We start from the raw sequence: 18,191 nt of genomic DNA on the forward strand, positions 1-18,191 counted from the left end.
TGATGCTTATTTGAGTAATTAGTCATTATTTTGGCGTTTGATCTGGTACATAGATTGCTTAGAGCCAATGAATCAATAAGAATAGATGAACTTTTAATTCTAAACCGTCGCGTAATATCAAGTAATTACATCAAATACGCATTCCTCTGAACGATTGAGAACTCTCGCAGTATGAAGTTAAGCCTGCCTTTTGCAGATAAATTGCCACGAATTCCACAGCGCTCCATGCCTGCTATTGGTGCGCCGGTTATGGTTTTGGCCACCCTTGCGATGGTGGTGCTACCGATACCTGCATACCTGCTGGATTTATTCTTCACATTTAACATCGCCCTCGCTATGGTCGTGCTGTTAGTGACTGTTTACACCCGTCGCCCACTCGACTTTGCTGCATTCCCAACGGTATTGCTTATCGCAACCTTGCTTCGCCTCGCTTTGAACGTTGCCTCGACTCGTGTGGTATTGCTCCATGGTCATGAGGGTGGCAATGCAGCAGGTAACGTAATCGAAGCCTTTGGTAGTGTTGTTATTGGTGGCAACTATGCGGTCGGTTTAGTGGTATTCCTTATCTTGATGATCATTAACTTTATGGTTGTGACCAAAGGTGCCGGACGTATTTCAGAGGTAAGTGCTCGCTTCACCCTAGATGCGTTACCAGGTAAACAGATGGCCATCGATGCGGATTTAAACGCAGGCTTAATCGATCAAGAACAAGCGCGAACTCGCCGATTTGAAGTGACCAAAGAAGCCGACTTCTATGGTTCGATGGATGGTGCGTCTAAGTTTGTAAAAGGTGATGCGATAGCGGGTATTCTTATCCTATTTATTAACATCATCGGTGGCTTGTCTATCGGTATGGCGCAATATGGTTTGGGCTTCGGTGAAGCAATGCAAATCTATACCTTGCTCACCATTGGTGATGGCTTGGTAGCCCAAATTCCGTCGTTATTGCTTTCGATTGCGGCTGCAATGATGGTAACGCGTCAAAATACCGATGAAGACATGGGCGAGCAACTGATATTTCAGATGTTCGATAACCCAAAAGCGTTGATGATCACGGCGATTATTATCGGTGTGATGGGTATCGTACCGGGGATGCCACATTTTTCTTTCCTATCGCTGGCAGCAGTGGCTGGTGGCGCCGCATATTGGCTAGACAAAAGGCAGAAACAGAAAGCAAAAGAGCCTGCTCTGCCAGTTAAAGCCGAAGATGGTAGCGAACCGATTTCTCAACGAGAGCTTTCATGGGATGATGTACAACCTGTCGACATCATCGGCCTTGAAGTGGGTTACCGTCTGATCCCATTGGTGGACCGCGATCAGGGTGGTGAACTGCTTGAACGTGTTAAAGGGGTACGTAAGAAGCTGTCTCAAGATTTTGGTTTTCTTATTCCTGCGGTTCATATTCGAGATAACTTAGAGCTCACCCCAAACAGTTATCGCATTACCCTAATGGGCGTTGCGGTTGGCGAAGCCGAAATTCGCCCAGATCAAGAGCTAGCGATCAACCCTGGCCAAGTCTACGGCATGATTGAAGGTGAACCGACGATTGATCCTGCTTTTGGCTTAGAAGCGGTGTGGATTCGAGAAGAGCAGCGCGAACATGCACAAGCGCTTGGTTATACTGTCGTAGATTCTTCTACGGTACTCGCCACCCATTTAAGCCAACTACTGACGAACAATGCCTCTCAACTGCTTGGCCATGAAGAAGTGCAAAACCTCATGGAGATGCTAGGCCGAAGTGCACCTAAATTGGTCGAAAGCTTCATTCCCGATCAATTGCCTTTGGGTGTTGTGGTTAAAGTGTTGCAGAACCTACTCAACGAAGCGATTCCAATTCGTGATATTCGCACCATTGTTCAAACTTTGGCAGAGTACTCAAGTAAGAGTCAAGAACCTGACATTCTTACGGCTGCGGTTCGTATTAGCTTGAAACGTCTAATTGTTCAGGAAATCAATGGTATAGAGCCAGAATTGCCTGTTATTACTCTTATTCCTGAACTGGAACAAATCTTGCATCAAACAATGCAGGCGTCAGGTGGCGAGTCTGCTGGTATTGAACCTGGACTTGCAGAGCGAATTCAAGCATCTCTGAGTCAAGCCACACAAGAGCAAGAACTGAAAGGAGAGCCTGCAGTTCTGCTGACTTCTGGTGTATTGCGTTCGACGTTAGCAAAATTTGTCAAAAACACGATACCCAATCTCCGAGTGTTGTCTTATCAAGAAATACCGGATGAAAAACAGATCAGAATTGTGCAAGCCGTGGGTAATTAGCCTGCGTAGTATAAATGGATTCATAGTTTGAAAATTAAACGATTTTTTGCCAAAGATATGAGAACGGCGCTACTCCAAGTGAAAGAAGAACTTGGTGCAGAAGCGGTGATCATGTCGAATAAGAAAGTGGCAGGTGGTGTCGAGATCGTTGCAGCGATTGATGGTGAGTCCAACGCATCCCCAGCAATGCGAACAGCAGCATTGCCAAATCGTGCTGCCGCTCAACCTAATCGTTACAGCGAACATCGTCAAATGTCATCATCGGCGGCGGAGCGTTTTCAAGACCGCCGTTTGGATAATGATAGATTAAGCCTGACTGCCAGTAATGAAAAATCGGGCTCGATGACGCAGCGTTTTGCGAACATGCTCAAGCAATACAGCGGATCTGGCGCCGAGTCTGATGATCATGTGGCAGAGAATGAGGACTCTTTGTCTGCTTTGCTACAACGCCAAAACAAACACCGTGAAAGCTATCAACAAGAGAGCTACCAACAGCAAGATAGCTATCAGCAACACGACAGGCAGCAACAAAGTCGTCATCAAGAAAGTCGACATCAAGAAAGCCAAGCTCCGTATCCATCGGACTCCCCATTAGCGAAGTTGATTGCTCAAGATAATCGTTTTGAACGCGCGACGCCTAAGCTTGATCCAACGCGTTACGATCGTCGTCGCCCATCGGATGAGCGTGATGACTCAAACAACGAGCTAGAAAACATGCGCGAAGAAATGACATCCATTCGTCGTTTGCTCGAGCACCAAGTGTCTGGTTTGATGTGGCAAGAAGTCGAGCGTCGTGAACCGTTACGAGCGATGTTGATAAAACGTCTTGAGCGAATGGGGGTTTCACCAGAGCTTGCCGATCAAATGGCGTGTTATATTCCGGAAGACACCAAGCCGGCTCGTGCGTGGAAAGCGTTACTGTCTTTAGTTGCAGACCAAATTAGCACGCCAAAGCAAGATATTTTAAAACGTGGCGGCGTTGTTGCCCTACTTGGCCCTACAGGGGTAGGCAAAACAACGACGGTTGCAAAGCTCGCAGCGCGTGCTGCAATGGAATACGGTGCTGACAATGTCGCACTGGTTACAACCGATACCTATCGAATTGGCGCACATGAGCAACTCTCCATTTATGGAAGAATTATGGGCTGTCCTGTAAGAGTTGCTAAAGATTCTAATGAGTTAGCCGATGTTATATATCAGCTAAGGAACAGAAGACTTATTTTGGTTGATACGGCAGGTATGGGGCAACGAGACGTCAGACTCTCCGAACAGCTTGATACTTTAATGCAAGAAAGCGGTGAAGTGATTCACAGCTACCTTGTTTTGCCCGCGACCGCACAACGTCGAGTTCTGCAGGAAACGTTGGATCATTTCCGACGCATACCACTGTCGGGCTGTATTTTGACTAAGCTTGACGAATCGTTAAGTTTGGGCGAATTCATCAGCGTGGTGATTCAGAACGCAATGCCAGTAGCGTACATCGCTAACGGTCAGCGCGTACCAGAAGACATTGTGATAGCACAACCAAAATACATGATTGCGAAAGCAAATGAACTGTTAGAGAAGTCGACAGAGAACGAACCTCACTTTTGGAACAGTGACAACGAAGGACTCTAGGGCGGCGGACTACTATGACTGAGAATATGATACACGATCAAGCAAGCGGCCTCCGTCGCTTAACACAACCATCATTAACGAAAGTAATCGCGGTTACTGGCGGTAAAGGTGGTGTGGGCAAATCAAACGTAACACTGGGTCTGGCGATCTGTATGGCTCGCCAAGGCAAAAAAGTGATGGTTCTCGATGCTGACCTTGGCTTAGCCAACGTTGATGTGATGCTCGGAATTCGTTCAAAGCGCAATTTAGGCCATGTACTTGCGGGTGAGTGTGAGCTCAAAGATGCAATTGTAGAAGGTCCTTATGGCATAAAGATCGTTCCTGCAACGTCGGGTACTCAAGCCATGACAGAGCTTTCTCCTGCTCAGCATGCTGGACTTATTCGTGCATTTGGTAGCATCGAAGACGAGATGGACGTACTGCTCATTGATACCGCAGCGGGCATCTCAGACATGGTGATCAGCTTTTCACGCGCAGCACAAGAAGTGGTGGTAGTCGTTTGTGATGAACCGACATCCATTACTGATGCTTATGCGCTGATCAAGCTGTTGAGTAAAGATCATCAAGTTCAGCGCTTCAAAGTTGTTGCAAATATGGTCAGAAGCTACCGTGAAGGCCGAGAATTATTCGCAAAATTGACATTAGTCACAGAGCGCTTCTTGAATGTCAGCCTTGAACTCGTAGCATGTATCCCATTAGATGATAAAGTACGTCAAGCTGTAAAAAGACAAAAGATCGTCGTGGATGCGTTCCCGCGCTCACCGGCTGCTCTAGCGATCAGCTCTTTAGCAAGTAAGGCATTGACTTGGCCATTACCGAAGACACCGAGTGGCCATTTAGAGTTTTTTGTCGAGCGACTACTAAACCGTACTGAATTCACAGAGGACCCTTTTGGTGAATAAAGCGATGACCTATAACCAACGTGGCAAATTGAATAGCCAGCAGGCATTCATAGAACGCTACTCTGTGTTGGTTAAGCGTATTGCTCACCACCTGTTAGGCCGTTTACCGCCGAGTGTTCAGGTAGAAGATTTAATTCAGGCTGGCATGATCGGTCTTATCGAAGCTCAGCAGAATTATGATGCGTCTAAAGGTGCGAGCTTTGAAACTTATGCGGGTATCCGAATTCGCGGTGCGATGTTAGATGACATTCGCAAAGGCGATTGGGTCCCTCGTTCTGTTCATAAGAACAATCGTGAAATTAACCAAGCGATAGCAGAGCTGGAAGGCATTCTAAATCGTGACCCATCTGATGCAGAAGTAGCAGCACATCTTGGTATGACACTAGACCAATATCATAGTGCGATTACTGATATAAGCTGTTCAAAATTAGTGGGAATTGAAGATTTAGGTGTATCTGATGATGTGATCTCACCGGCGGACGAAACCGATGATAGCAACCCATTTAAAGGGGTCGCAGATGAATCGTTTCGAAAAGCACTGGTTGAATCAATAAAACAGCTTCCAGAGCGTGAAGCTTTGGTTCTTTCGCTTTATTATGACGAAGAACTCAATTTAAAAGAGATTGGCGATGTGTTAGGTGTAAGCGAATCTCGCGTAAGCCAAATATTGAGTCAAGCGATGCAACGTTTACGCACCAAGCTCAGTGCGTGGACACAAAACGATTAAAACACTGATATTGCGATTCAGTGGAGGCAATTTTGAATAAAAATATGAAGATCCTTATTGTTGATGACTTCTCAACAATGCGCCGTATTGTTAAAAACCTACTTCGTGACTTGGGTTTCAATAACACTCAGGAAGCGGATGATGGTTTAACTGCATTACCAATGCTGAAAAAAGGTGACTTCGATTTTGTTGTGACTGATTGGAACATGCCAGGAATGCAGGGTATCGATTTGCTTCGACACATCCGTGCTGATGCAGAGCTAAAGCATCTTCCAGTACTTATGATCACAGCAGAAGCAAAGCGTGAGCAGATCATCGAAGCGGCTCAAGCAGGTGTTAACGGCTACATCGTTAAGCCATTTACAGCCGCTACGCTAAAAGAAAAACTAGAGAAAATTTTTGAACGTTTATAACGATCTATTTTGCTTTGTTGCTCGGGCTATCACTCCAAATTCTTAATATAAAAGGATGGCTCGTTTGACGCTGAAAAAGTCAAATAAGAAAAGATAAACGTATTAAGGGTCTATTCAGGATGATCTCACTAGAGCAGGCGAAGTCGCTCGTTCAGATGCTAGAACAAGGGGAGCAAGAGCAAGCTAACGCACTTGTTGCCTCGTTATATGAAGGTCAAGGAAATCCGATGTTGCAAGAAATCGGAACATTAACCCGCGATCTTCATGACTCACTAAAACAGTTCAATCTTGAACAACGCATGACAGAAATTGCAAGAGATGAAATCCCAGATGCAAGGGATCGTCTGCAATATGTGATTGAAAAAACCGAACTGGCTGCAAACCGAACCATGGATGCAGTGGAACGCTGCTTACCTATCGCAGATAACCTACACGAGTGCCTTCAGCAAGTTCGTCCTCAGTGGAACGAACTTATGCATGGACGCATTGAATTAAGTGACTTTAAAACGCTTTGTTACCGTATCGATGAGCTTTTAGTTCAAGTCGAGGGTGACAGCACCGAGTTGCGTGGTCAATTGACCGAAATTCTAATGGCACAAGACTTCCAGGACTTAACTGGCCAAATCATTCGTCGCGTGATTACGCTCTCCAATGAAGTGGAAGATCGCCTGGTTGAGATATTGACCGTCTTTTCTGGCAATAAAACAGAACAAGATGCTCAAGTTTCGCCACGACCATCAGATAAAAAGAGTAAACAATCAAGCGAAGCTGAAGGCCCGATTCTTCATCCAGAACTTAGGGAAGATGCGGTTTCATCGCAGGACGAAGTTGATGACTTATTGTCCAGTCTTGGATTTTAAAGGTAACGTATGAGCTACGATTTAGATGAAGATATTCTTCAGGATTTTCTGATTGAAGCTGGAGAGATTCTCGAGCTGCTTTCTGAGCAATTAGTCGAACTGGAAAACAATCCGGAAGATAAAGATCTCCTTAACGCGATTTTCCGAGGTTTCCACACCGTGAAAGGCGGTGCTGGTTTCTTATCATTAGGCGAGCTGGTGGATACTTGTCACGGCGCTGAGAACGTGTTTGACGTGTTGCGAAACGGTCAGCGCTCGGTGACGGCAAGTTTGATGGATACCATGCTTAAAGCACTTGATACGGTGAATACGCAGTTTCAAGCAGTGCAAGACCGTGAGCCTTTAGAAGCGGCGAATCCTGCATTGTTAGAAGAGTTACATCGTTTATGTAAACCTGAGTCTGAAGATGAAGCAGTGGTGGCTTCATCGCCGGTTGTTAGCTCTGCTCCTACCATTGAAGAACCTGAGATTATCGAATCGATGGTGTTTGATTCAATCGCGGATAAGCCTGCAACAACGACGAATGCCAGTGTAGGTTCAGTCGATGAAATCACACAAGATGAATTCGAGAAACTGTTAGATGAGCTGCATGGTAAAGGTGCGGCTCCGGGTGCTTCTGCGCCAAGCGTTTCGGTTGAACCTGTTCATGTAAGTGCTCCAACGACAGAAAGCGGCGACATTACGGACGACGAATTTGAACGCCTTTTGGATGAGTTGCATGGTGTAGGTAAGAGTCCATCGGCTTCAACGATCGCGCCAGTAGAGCCACCAAAAGCGCCAGAGCCTGTTGCGCCAGTGTCGTTTACATCAGATGACAGTGATCTGATGACGGACGAAGAATTTGAAAAACTTCTCGATGAATTGCATGGGGCGGGTAAAGGTCCATCAATTGAGGAGCTTGATTTCGCGACTAAACCTGCGTCGGCAAATTTTGAATCTGAAGCACCTCAAGTTGCACCAACACCAAGTGCTCCGGCTTCGAGTTCTCCTAATTCGAGTGCACTAACGTCAAGTCCTGCTGCAGCGCCCCAGACTCCAAAGCCTGAAGCACAGCCTGTTGCCGTAAAAGAAGAAGCGAAAGCGGCACCCGCTGCGAAAAAACCACAGGCAGAAGCGACAGTGCGAGTGGATACTTCGACGCTAGATACCATCATGAACATGGTCGGTGAATTGGTATTGGTTCGTAACCGTTTACTGAGCCTCGGTTTGAATAGCAACGACGAAGAAATGGCGAAAGCCGTCGCAAACCTTGATGTGGTTACCGCCGATCTTCAAGGTGCGGTAATGAAAACGCGCATGCAGCCAATTAAGAAAGTCTTTGGCCGTTTCCCACGAGTGGTTCGCGATTTGGCGCGTAACTTAAATAAAGACATCGTGCTTGAAATGCGTGGCGAAGAGACCGATCTAGATAAAAACCTCGTTGAAGCGCTCGCGGATCCATTGATTCACTTGGTGCGTAACTCGGTAGACCACGGTATTGAAATGCCAGATGACCGAGTAAAAGTAGGGAAACCTCGTACGGGTAAAGTCATTCTGTCTGCATCGCAAGAAGGTGACCATATTGAACTTGCTATCGTTGATGATGGCGGCGGTATGGATCCGAACAAACTTCGTGGCATTGCGGTTAAGCGCGGCATGATGGATGAAGATGCGGCTGCGCGTCTGACAGACAAAGAGTGCTTTAACTTAATTTTTGCACCAGGCTTCTCAAGCAAAGAGAAAATTTCTGACATCTCTGGCCGTGGTGTTGGTATGGATGTGGTAAAAACCGCGATCAATACCCTAAATGGCTCGATTGATATTGATTCTGAGCTGGGTAAAGGTACTAAGATTACGATCAAAGTTCCGTTGACCTTAGCGATTTTGCCAACGCTGATGGTCGGTGTCGGTGGGCATCCATTTGCGCTCCCTCTTGCATCAGTGAATGAGATCTTCCATTTAGATTTGAGCCGTACCAACGTTGTTGATGGTCAGTTGACGATCATTGTTCGTGATAAGTCGATTCCATTGTTCTACTTGCAGAACTGGCTAGCGGCAAAATCACCTCGCGTGCAAGAACGTGCTGGGCATGGTCATGTCGTGATTGTTCAGATTGGCAGCCAACGTGTTGGATTTGTAGTGGATACCTTAATTGGTCAAGAAGAAGTGGTGATCAAACCTCTAGACAATCTACTACAAGGCACGCCGGGTATGGCGGGTGCGACGATCACCAGTGATGGTCACATTGCGTTGATTCTCGACGTGCCAGATCTACTTAAGCAATATGCTGCAGCGTCGCGCATTTAAGCGCGGCGAGCAGTTGGAAAAGGAACAAAATGGCGATTAAAGTATTAGTCGTTGATGATTCGAGTTTTTTTCGTCGTCGCGTTAGCGAAATCATCAACTCAGAATCGCGCCTAGAAGTGATTGACGTTGCGGTAAACGGTAGAGAAGCGGTAGAAAAAGCCAAAGCTCTTAAACCGGACGTTATCACGATGGATATCGAGATGCCTGTCATGGATGGTATTACTGCCGTCCGTGAAATTATGGCGGCGTCTCCAACGCCAATATTGATGTTTTCGTCACTAACGCACGATGGAGCGAAAGCAACACTTGATGCGCTTGATGCTGGGGCTTTGGATTTCCTACCGAAAAAATTCGAAGACATTGCTCGCAATAGAGAAGAAGCCGTCTCTTTATTGCAACAGCGCGTGATTCAAATTGCCGCTAAACGTGCATTTATGCGCAGGCCTGCATTGAGAAGCGCACCAACACCAAGTTCGATAACTCGACCGTTGGCATCACGAGCGGCACCAACGTCAGCACATTCGTCAACGTCGGCTCCAAGTCGTCCTATGGCGCTGAAGTTTCGTGCATCAGGTAAGCGATACCAACTGACAGCGATTGGCACGTCTACAGGTGGGCCAGTGGCTTTGCAAAAAATTCTGACTCAGTTACCTGCGAACTACCCGCATCCAATCGTGCTTGTTCAGCATATGCCAGCAACGTTTACGGCAGCATTCGCGAGTCGTTTGAATACGCTTTGTAAGATCCAAGTGAAAGAAGCAGAAGACGGCGATGTTTTGCGTGCTGGTGTTGCATACCTTGCTCCAGGCGGTCAGCAAATGATGATTGATGGACGCCCAGGAGCCGCTCGTATTCGCATCATCGATGGTGGTGACCGCATGAACTACAAACCATGTGTCGATGTAACGTTTGGTTCTGCAGCGAAAGTCTATGGTGACAAAGTTCTGTCGATGGTTTTGACGGGTATGGGGGCCGATGGTCGTGAAGGTGCGCGCATGCTGAAATCTGCCGGGGCGACGATTTGGGCTCAGGACGAAGAAAGCTGTGTGGTATATGGTATGCCTCAAGCTGTCGCCAAAGCAGGGATCTCAACTGAAGATTTACCTCTCGACCGCATTGCAGAGCGCATGTTGGTTGAAGTGGGATTGGCTTAGGAAAAAACATGATCGTTTGGAGTGTAGCGAACCAAAAAGGTGGCGTGGGCAAAACAACGTCGACAGTCACACTGGCTGGATTATTGAGCCAAAAGGGACATCGCGTACTGATGGTCGATACCGACCCGCATGCGTCACTGACGACGTATCTTGGGTATGATTCTGACACCGTTGCTTCCAGTCTTTTTGATTTATTTCAGTTAAAGACATTTTCGCCAGAAACAGTGAAGCCTTTGATTCTGAATACAGAGTTGGATGGTATGGACATTATTCCTGCGCATATGTCTTTAGCAACGCTTGACCGTGTCATGGGTAATCGTAGCGGGATGGGGTTGATTTTAAAGCGTGCACTTCAAGCAGTTTCTCAAGATTACGATTACGTATTGATTGATTGCCCTCCGATCTTAGGCGTCATGATGGTCAATGCATTGGCGGCAAGTGATCGGATTTTGATTCCGGTGCAGACCGAATTCTTGGCCATGAAAGGTCTGGAGCGCATGATCCGTACTTTGACCATCATGCAGAAATCACGCCCGGATGGTTTTAAAGTCACGATTGTTCCAACCATGTACGACAAGCGAACAAAAGCATCGTTACAGACATTAACGCAACTGAAAAAGGATTATCCAAATCAGGTGTGGACGTCTGCTGTGCCAATTGATACCAAGTTCCGCGATGCAAGTTTGAAGCATTTGCCTGCATCGCATTTTGCTTCTGGAAGTCGAGGCGTCTTTGCATACAAGCAATTGCTGATTTACTTGGAGAGGCTTGCGTTCGATGAGTAGCCACGACGTACTTTCTAGTGAACAGGCGTTGGATGATTACTTCACCGCTCTGCTTGGCGAAGATATCGAGGTTGTTGAGCCTGAAATAGAGCGAGACATGTTTGCAAAAGCGTTATCATCTGCAGAGCCAGAGCCAGAGCCAGAGCCAGAGCCAGAGCCAGAGCCAGAGCCAGAGCTAAAACTACAGTTAAAATACGCAGAGCCTGAATCTTATCAATTCAGCGATATATACGCGCCTGCATTAGAAGCGCCAAATCTGGAAGACGTACAGCGACTACTGAGTCAACTTGAATCGATCAATCCAGCGATTGAGCTTGATTTTTCGGCTGAATCGCAACCCATTGAACCTGACACCAAAGTCGAGGTTCACGTTGCAGAAATTGAAGAAATTCAAGATTGGAACATTGAAGAAGCACCAGCGTATTCGACAGAGGCCGAACTACTAAATCTAGAACTTAAGTTTGATCTAGAATCAAAACTAGAACTAGAAACTAAGCTTGGGTCAGAAATTCAGCTTGAGTCAGAAACTAAACCTGAATCAGATACTAAGCGGGATACCGTTGAAAGTGTTGCATCCATTGTTGATATCGACGTTGAGACGCAACATGAATTGTCTCCAAAATTAGAGACACAAGCAGGGGCGTCAGTCCCTCTCTCATGGGAAAACACGCAACGTACGCAAGATTTTCAAGTGCTGTACTTTGATGTGAATGGCGTTACTTTTGCTGTCCCGCTTGATGAGCTGGGTGGGATTCACCGAATTACAGAGCTCAATCACTTAATTGGCCGTCCGGCTTGGTATCTCGGTTTACAAACTGGACGCGAACAACAATTCGATGTTGTGGATACGGCAAAATGGGTGATGGCCGACAAACTTGTTGGTGAAGAGTACAAAGAGAATTACCAATATGTCGTCATGCTAGGAGAAAGCATGTGGGGGCTGGCAAGTAACCAGTTAATGGGAACGGAAACCCTCAATATCGACAAAGTTCGCTGGCGTGAGCAAGTAGGAAAGCGCCCTTGGCTAGCGGGCATGGTGAAAGAAAAAATGTGTGCTTTAATTCATGTCCAAGCACTAATAAACATGCTAAACGCTGGTTTAGATGTAAAATCAATGAATTAGAATTTGGTCGGGAACGACATTAACGAGGATTAACTATGTCTCAAGCTTTTGAAGTTGAAGTGAAGAAAGATACATCGAACGACGAGGTTCTTCAGTGGGTGACGTTCCAACTAGAAGAAGAAACGTATGGCATCAACGTGATGCAAGTTCGTGAAGTGCTTCGCTACACAGAGATTGCTCCAGTTCCAGGTGCGCCTGATTACGTGTTAGGTATTATTAACCTACGTGGTAATGTTGTAACGGTTATTGATACACGTTCACGCTTTGGCTTAATGGAAGGTGAAGTAACTGATAATACGCGTATTATTGTGATTGAATCTGAGCGCCAAGTGATCGGTATTCTGGTCGATAGCGTGGCGGAAGTGGTTTACCTACGTTCATCTGAAATAGATACAACACCATCTGTTGGTACCGATGAAAGTGCTAAGTTCATTCAAGGCGTGAGCAACCGTGATGGTAAGCTACTGATCTTAGTTGATTTGAATAAACTGCTTTCAGATGACGAATGGGATGAGATGGCTCATCTATAAAGGTTATTAAATCATGGCTGAAGATACATTCCACTCTTTACCATTGTTAATTGGTGGTTTTGTTTTTGTTTTCTTTGCATTACTCCTGCTTCAGTTACGGATACGTGCCGGGTTTCAAAAACAGTTGGATCAGCAACGTGCACAAGCGCGAAATGCGGAAAAAGAGGCACAAAAACTCAATAAGCAATTATTGGAAGTGCGTTCAGTTGTTGTCGGTCTAGGTCAAAAAGTCACAGAACAGCAAGATATCATGCAGCATCTTAGCGAGCGTATTAGAGAGCTAGAGCATGCAGACACCGATGGACGTTTGTACAGCCGAGCGAGCAAAATGGTCCAACTTGGTGCTGATATCAATGAGTTGATTGAAGAGTGTGAGCTACCAAAAGCAGAGGCGGAACTGATGTTGTCTTTGCAGAAAAAACTCGCGGGAAAAGAAAAAATCCCACCGCTTACCAGCCAACCACTTGATGTCCCATCTTACCCTTCTCGAGGGCGAGGACGTTAAAGAGAAAAAGAAGCTTCGGCTTCTTTTTTTATTTCTAAAATATAAACTTATAACCATTTGTGGTTAGTTTTATTGGAATGTGACAACAAGTTAACAAAAACTCACGAAGTTACATAGTTCATCGCTTTCTTATTCTGTTTTGTCACAACTAAGCTGTGCTAATATAGCGCCTCGTTCATTTTTTAGTTGATGCCCTATGTTAGAAGTCTCTAACCTTACTGCGATCCGCGATGAAAGGATCTTGTTCGAAAAGCTGCAGTTTGAAATTAAACCTGGAGAACTCGTCCAAATAGAGGGACGTAATGGCACAGGGAAAACAACATTGCTACGTATCGTAACCGGATTAGGCGATAGAGAAGAGGGCATCATCAAATGGAAAGGTGAATTGATTGAGAAAGCTCGCGATGTTTTCCATCAAGATTTGCTTTTTCTAGGACATCAAACTGGCGTGAAGCGAGAGCTTACCGCGCTAGAAAATCTGCGTTTTTATCAATCTATCCATAATAATCGCTCTTCAGATGAAGAAATCTTTGCTGCCCTCGCTCAAGTGGGGCTAGCTGGAAGAGAAGACGTGCCTGTAGCACAACTTTCTGCAGGGCAACAGCGACGAGTTGCGCTAGCCAGACTTTGGTTGAGTAACCAAATTTTATGGATTTTGGATGAACCTCTTACCGCAATTGACAAACAAGGTGTGAAAGTTCTTGAATCCCTGTTTGCTCGTCATGCAGATAATGGTGGCATCGTCGTGTTAACCACACACCAAGATATGTTTGCAGATAGCACAAAACTTAGAAAAATTAAGCTAGGTGATTGAGATGATATCTTCCATGACCACCATTATCCGCCGTGAGTTGCTGATCGCATTTCGTCGTCAGGCCGATATTCTAAACCCGCTGTGGTTCTTTATTATTGTTATCACTTTGTTCCCATTGAGTATTGGTCCTGAGCCAAATTTGTTAGCACGTATTGCTGCGGGCATTGTTTGGGTTGCTGCATTGCTCTCTGCGTTATTATCATTGGAGCGTCTATTTCGCGATGATTTCCAAGATGGTTCGCTAGAGCAAATGATGCTAATGCCAATCCCTTTGCAACTTGTTGTTCTTTCGAAGGTCATAGCTCATTGGTTGTTAACGGGGTTACCACTTATCTTGATCAGCCCACTGTTGGCCGTATTACTTTCTCTTGATTTTAATACTTGGTTGTCTGTGGTTCTGACGTTAGTGATCGGCACGCCAGCACTGAGTTTTATCGGTGCAATTGGAGTGGCATTGACCGTTGGATTGCAAAAGGGCGGCGTACTTTTGAGTTTGCTGATTCTTCCGCTCTACATTCCAATTTTGATTTTTGCGACATCTGCAATTGATGCTGCAGCATTGGGTATGGCGTATAACGGTCAATTGGCAATTTTAGGCGCGATGTTGATGGGGGCAATGACATTGACTCCATTTGCGATCAGTGCGGCATTAAGGGTTAGTGTTAATTAACTCAATAAAGAGCGTCTTAGTTGGCGTTTGATCAAAGAATTATTATTAAAGCACTGCTACGGTCCCGGCCCTCTGGATAGTGTCCCTGAAGTAAGAGCGAGAATTAAACATGTGGAAATGGCTCCATCCTTATGCCAAGCCAGAAGCAGCTTATGATTTAAGTGGTAAGTTTCTCCCTTGGTTTTCTGTATTGGCCTTAGTCTGCTTATCGGTAGGTACGGTATGGGGGCTTGCGTTTGCTCCATCGGATTACCAGCAAGGTGACAGTTTCCGAATTATTTATATTCACGTCCCTTCCGCCATTTGGTCGATGGGTGTTTACATGTCGATGGCGATTGCTGCATTTATTGGCCTAGTGTGGCAAGTTCGACTTTCTAACATGGCTGCATTAGCAATGGCGCCGATTGGTGCGGTGTTTACCTTTATTGCTTTGTTAACGGGAGCAATCTGGGGTAAGCCGATGTGGGGCACATGGTGGGTATGGGATGCACGTTTAACATCCGAACTGATTCTTCTATTTTTATACCTTGGTGTGATCGCGCTTTACCATGCATTTGATGATCAAAAAACAGCGGCAAAAGCGGCGGGTATTTTAGCGATTGTTGGTGTGGTTAACCTTCCGATTATTCACTTCTCTGTGGAGTGGTGGAACACGCTTCACCAAGGAGCAACGATTACAAAATTTGAAAAACCATCTATCTCAGCAAATATGCTTTGGCCGTTGCTATTGAATATTTTTGGCTTTGCGTTTTTCTTCGGTGCTGTAACGATGGTGCGTTTTAGAAACGAAATTATCAGCAAAGAGAGCCACCGACCTTGGGTGCGCAAACTGGCCACCGAAAAAGCGCAGTGAGGGAATTGAATTATGCATTTTGAAACTCTAAGCGATTTATTTGCCATGGGTGGCTACGCGTCATACGTGTGGAGCGCATTTGGTATTACCTTTTTATCTATGATCATTTTGTTGGTTTCTAGTCTTCGTCGAGGAGATGCGTTATTGAAAGAAGTTCAAGCAAAAATTGATCGTCAAACGCGCATTGACGCGGCGAAAAATATGGAGAACACCTTATGAACCCGAGACGTAAAAAGAGGCTAGGTATTATTTTAGCCATTTTTATCGGTATCAGTGCCACGGTTGGTTTGATGCTTTATGCACTTAACCAAAACATGGATCTCTTCTATACGCCGACAGAGCTTGTTAATGGTAAGCCTGATGGCAGCAAGCCAGAGGTTGGTCAACGTCTGCGTATTGGCGGTATGGTTGTAGAGGGTTCTGTTCGCCGTGATCCTGAGTCTCTAAAAGTTCTTTTTGATTTGCACGATGTTGGTCCGAAAGTGACGATCGTTTACGAGGGGATTCTTCCTGACTTGTTCCGTGAGGGGCAGGGCATTGTTGCTCAAGGTGTTTTAGAGAATGCAACCACAGTCAAAGCGTTCGAAGTTCTTGCGAAACACGACGAAGAGTACATGCCACCAGAGATCGCAGAAGCGATGAAGAAAACGCATGAACCTTTGCAATACACAACCGAACAGAAACAAGGAAGCGGCCAATGATTGCTGAAATCGGTCACTTTGCCCTCATTTTATCGCTTGCGATGGCGGTGCTGTTAAGCATTCTGCCGTTATGGGGAGCATCAAACAACAATACAATGCTGATGAACACAGCACGACCACTATCATGGTCGATGTTCATTATGCTGTTTTTCTCTTTCGTCATCTTGTGTTGGGGTTTTTATACTAACGACTTCACGCTGCAATATGTTGCGAGCAACTCAAACAGCCAACTTCCGTGGTATTACCGTTTAACGGCGGTTTGGGGCGCGCACGAGGGTTCATTATTGCTTTGGGTTCTTATCCAAGCAGCATGGACGGTAGCCGTTGCGACTTTCAGCCGTGGTATGCCACAAGAATCGGTTGCGCGAGTGCTTGCCGTAATGGGTATGATCTCAGTCGGTTTCTTACTGTTCATTATTTTGACTTCTAACCCATTCTTACGCACGTTGCCATTCTTCCCGGTAGACGGTCGAGACTTGAACCCTCTGCTTCAAGACCCTGGTTTGATCGTTCACCCTCCAATGCTATATATGGGTTATGTTGGCTTCTCGGTTGCTTTCTCGTTTGCCATTGCTTCTTTAATGACAGGTCGTCTTGATACGGCTTGGGCACGCTGGTCTCGTCCTTGGACAACCGCTGCATGGGTATTTCTAACACTCGGTATCGCACTAGGCTCTTGGTGGGCATACTACGAACTTGGTTGGGGTGGCTGGTGGTTCTGGGATCCAGTGGAAAACGCATCATTCATGCCTTGGCTAGCGGGTACAGCATTGATGCACTCTCTAGCAGTAACAGAAAAACGCGGTACATTTAAAGCTTGGACTGTACTACTGGCGATCTCTGCATTCTCGTTAAGTTTGCTAGGTACGTTCTTGGTTCGCTCTGGTATTTTGGTCTCCGTACACGCGTTTGCCTCTGATCCATCGCGCGGTATGTTCATTCTTGGTTTCCTAGTGTTCGTTATCGGCGGTTCTTTATTGTTGTTTGCTGTGAAAGGAGCAGCGGTTCGTGTACGTGGCAACTTCGATTTGGTATCACGTGAAAACGCATTACTAGCGAATAACGTTCTGATTATCGCAGCGCTTGTGGTTGTCCTTGTCGGCACGCTACTGCCATTGGTTCATAAGCAAATTGGTCTTGGTTCGGTTTCTATTGGTGCGCCATTCTTTGACATGCTATTTGCTTGGTTGATGATGCCATTCTCGTTCTTACTAGGTATTGGTCCACTGATTCGCTGGAAACGAGACAACTTATCTAAGCTTGTTAAGCCGATGATTGTATCTGGCATCTTGTCTTTCGGCTTAGCCGCAGTGTGTGTTTACTTGTTCGCAGATTTCTTCTCAGTCATGGCTTACATTGGCTGGGTAATGGCAATCTGGATCATCTCGATGCACGGTTTTGAGCTATACGAACGCGCAACGCACCGTCATCGCTTTGTCGAGGGCGTACGTAAACTACAACGTAGCCACTGGGCGATGATGCTAGGCCACATTGGTCTTGCTGTTACCGTTATTGGTATTGCGATGGTGCAAAACTATAGCATCGAGCGTGATGTTCGCCTGGCTCCTGGTGAGCATTTTAAGATTTACGGTTACGATTTTTACTTCTCTGGCCTACGCGATAAAGACGGTCCGAACTACGATGGTTACATCGCGGATTTTGAAATCACTAACGATGGTAAATATGTGAATACCCTCCATGCGGAGAAGCGTTTTTACCGAACAGCGAAGTCAATGATGACCGAAGCGGCAATCGATCGAGGCATCACTCGCGACTTGTATATTGCGATGGGTGAGCGTTTGGATGACAACCGTTCTTGGGCTGTACGTATTTACTACAAACCATTTGTTCGTTGGATCTGGGCTGGTTCTTTGATTATGTCTCTAGGTGGTGCTTTAGCTATCTCAGACAGACGTTACCGCTTTCGTAAAACAACGAAGAAAGACGGACAATCAAAGCTAGCGGAGAAGGAAGTATAAT

Annotated in this window: 18 protein-coding genes; all 18 read left to right on the forward strand. The window is 45.9% G+C overall.

Going from position 1 to position 18,191, the window contains the following annotated elements:
• The first annotated feature begins 171 nt into the window (after positions 1-171).
• The 18 genes from flhA to KHN78_RS12050 all read left to right on the forward strand — a co-directional run bounded on the left by flhA (position 172) and on the right by KHN78_RS12050 (position 18,190).
• On the forward strand, positions 172-2,271 hold the full coding sequence (flhA, locus tag KHN78_RS11965; RefSeq protein ID WP_211916190.1) for a flagellar biosynthesis protein FlhA: 2,100 nt from the start codon (positions 172-174) through the stop codon (positions 2,269-2,271).
• A gap of 27 nt (positions 2,272-2,298) precedes the next feature.
• On the forward strand, positions 2,299-3,888 hold the full coding sequence (gene flhF / locus KHN78_RS11970) for a flagellar biosynthesis protein FlhF (RefSeq protein ID WP_211916191.1): 1,590 nt from the start codon (positions 2,299-2,301) through the stop codon (positions 3,886-3,888).
• 14 nt (positions 3,889-3,902) lie between these two features.
• Complete coding sequence (locus KHN78_RS11975) at positions 3,903-4,790, forward strand: MinD/ParA family protein (RefSeq protein WP_211916193.1); 888 nt, start codon at positions 3,903-3,905, stop codon at positions 4,788-4,790.
• Complete coding sequence (locus KHN78_RS11980) at positions 4,783-5,517, forward strand: RNA polymerase sigma factor FliA (RefSeq protein ID WP_128810443.1); 735 nt, start codon at positions 4,783-4,785, stop codon at positions 5,515-5,517. The genes KHN78_RS11975 and KHN78_RS11980 overlap by 8 nt, the downstream gene beginning before the upstream one ends.
• Positions 5,518-5,561: 44 nt before the next feature.
• A complete protein-coding gene (cheY, locus tag KHN78_RS11985; protein ID WP_020333593.1) occupies positions 5,562-5,930 on the forward strand; it encodes a chemotaxis response regulator CheY in 369 nt (122 codons plus the stop codon).
• Between the two features lie 119 nt (positions 5,931-6,049).
• Entirely contained in the window at positions 6,050-6,790 is a 741-nt protein-coding gene (locus KHN78_RS11990) for a protein phosphatase CheZ (RefSeq protein WP_211916194.1), read from the forward strand.
• 9 nt (positions 6,791-6,799) lie between these two features.
• Complete coding sequence (locus KHN78_RS11995; protein ID WP_211916195.1) at positions 6,800-9,076, forward strand: chemotaxis protein CheA; 2,277 nt, start codon at positions 6,800-6,802, stop codon at positions 9,074-9,076.
• 29 nt (positions 9,077-9,105) lie between these two features.
• Positions 9,106-10,230 (forward strand): chemotaxis response regulator protein-glutamate methylesterase, encoded by a 1,125-nt coding sequence (locus tag KHN78_RS12000; RefSeq protein ID WP_211916196.1) that lies wholly within the window; start codon positions 9,106-9,108, stop codon positions 10,228-10,230.
• A gap of 8 nt (positions 10,231-10,238) precedes the next feature.
• Positions 10,239-11,015, forward strand: a complete 777-nt coding sequence (locus tag KHN78_RS12005) for a ParA family protein (RefSeq protein WP_211916197.1) — start codon at positions 10,239-10,241, stop codon at positions 11,013-11,015.
• Positions 11,008-12,138, forward strand: coding sequence for a chemotaxis protein CheW (locus tag KHN78_RS12010; protein ID WP_211916198.1), 1,131 nt, complete (start codon positions 11,008-11,010; stop codon positions 12,136-12,138). The genes KHN78_RS12005 and KHN78_RS12010 overlap by 8 nt, the downstream gene beginning before the upstream one ends.
• Before the next feature lie 35 nt (positions 12,139-12,173).
• The gene (locus KHN78_RS12015; RefSeq protein WP_038864816.1) at positions 12,174-12,668 is read left to right on the forward strand and encodes a chemotaxis protein CheW; all 495 of its coding nucleotides are present in this window, start codon (positions 12,174-12,176) and stop codon (positions 12,666-12,668) included.
• Positions 12,669-12,681: 13 nt separating this feature from the next.
• Positions 12,682-13,173 (forward strand): DUF2802 domain-containing protein, encoded by a 492-nt coding sequence (locus tag KHN78_RS12020; protein ID WP_211916199.1) that lies wholly within the window; start codon positions 12,682-12,684, stop codon positions 13,171-13,173.
• Between the two features lie 196 nt (positions 13,174-13,369).
• On the forward strand, positions 13,370-13,987 hold the full coding sequence (gene ccmA / locus KHN78_RS12025; protein ID WP_211916200.1) for a cytochrome c biogenesis heme-transporting ATPase CcmA: 618 nt from the start codon (positions 13,370-13,372) through the stop codon (positions 13,985-13,987).
• A gap of 1 nt (position 13,988) precedes the next feature.
• Entirely contained in the window at positions 13,989-14,657 is a 669-nt protein-coding gene (ccmB, locus tag KHN78_RS12030; protein ID WP_128810450.1) for a heme exporter protein CcmB, read from the forward strand.
• Between the two features lie 109 nt (positions 14,658-14,766).
• Positions 14,767-15,510, forward strand: coding sequence for a heme ABC transporter permease (locus tag KHN78_RS12035; protein WP_211916201.1), 744 nt, complete (start codon positions 14,767-14,769; stop codon positions 15,508-15,510).
• Between the two features lie 12 nt (positions 15,511-15,522).
• Positions 15,523-15,729 (forward strand): heme exporter protein CcmD, encoded by a 207-nt coding sequence (gene ccmD / locus KHN78_RS12040; protein WP_128810451.1) that lies wholly within the window; start codon positions 15,523-15,525, stop codon positions 15,727-15,729.
• Positions 15,726-16,211: a cytochrome c maturation protein CcmE gene (gene ccmE / locus KHN78_RS12045; RefSeq protein WP_211916203.1), complete on the forward strand. Its 486-nt coding sequence runs from the start codon at positions 15,726-15,728 to the stop codon at positions 16,209-16,211. The genes ccmD and ccmE overlap by 4 nt, the downstream gene beginning before the upstream one ends.
• Positions 16,208-18,190, forward strand: coding sequence for a heme lyase CcmF/NrfE family subunit (locus tag KHN78_RS12050; protein ID WP_128810453.1), 1,983 nt, complete (start codon positions 16,208-16,210; stop codon positions 18,188-18,190). Before ccmE ends, KHN78_RS12050 begins: the two co-directional genes overlap by 4 nt.
• Position 18,191: the final 1 nt, after the last annotated feature.

The organism is Vibrio sp. B1REV9, from assembly GCF_905175395.2.
Lineage (GTDB): Bacteria > Pseudomonadota > Gammaproteobacteria > Enterobacterales > Vibrionaceae > Vibrio > Vibrio alfacsensis.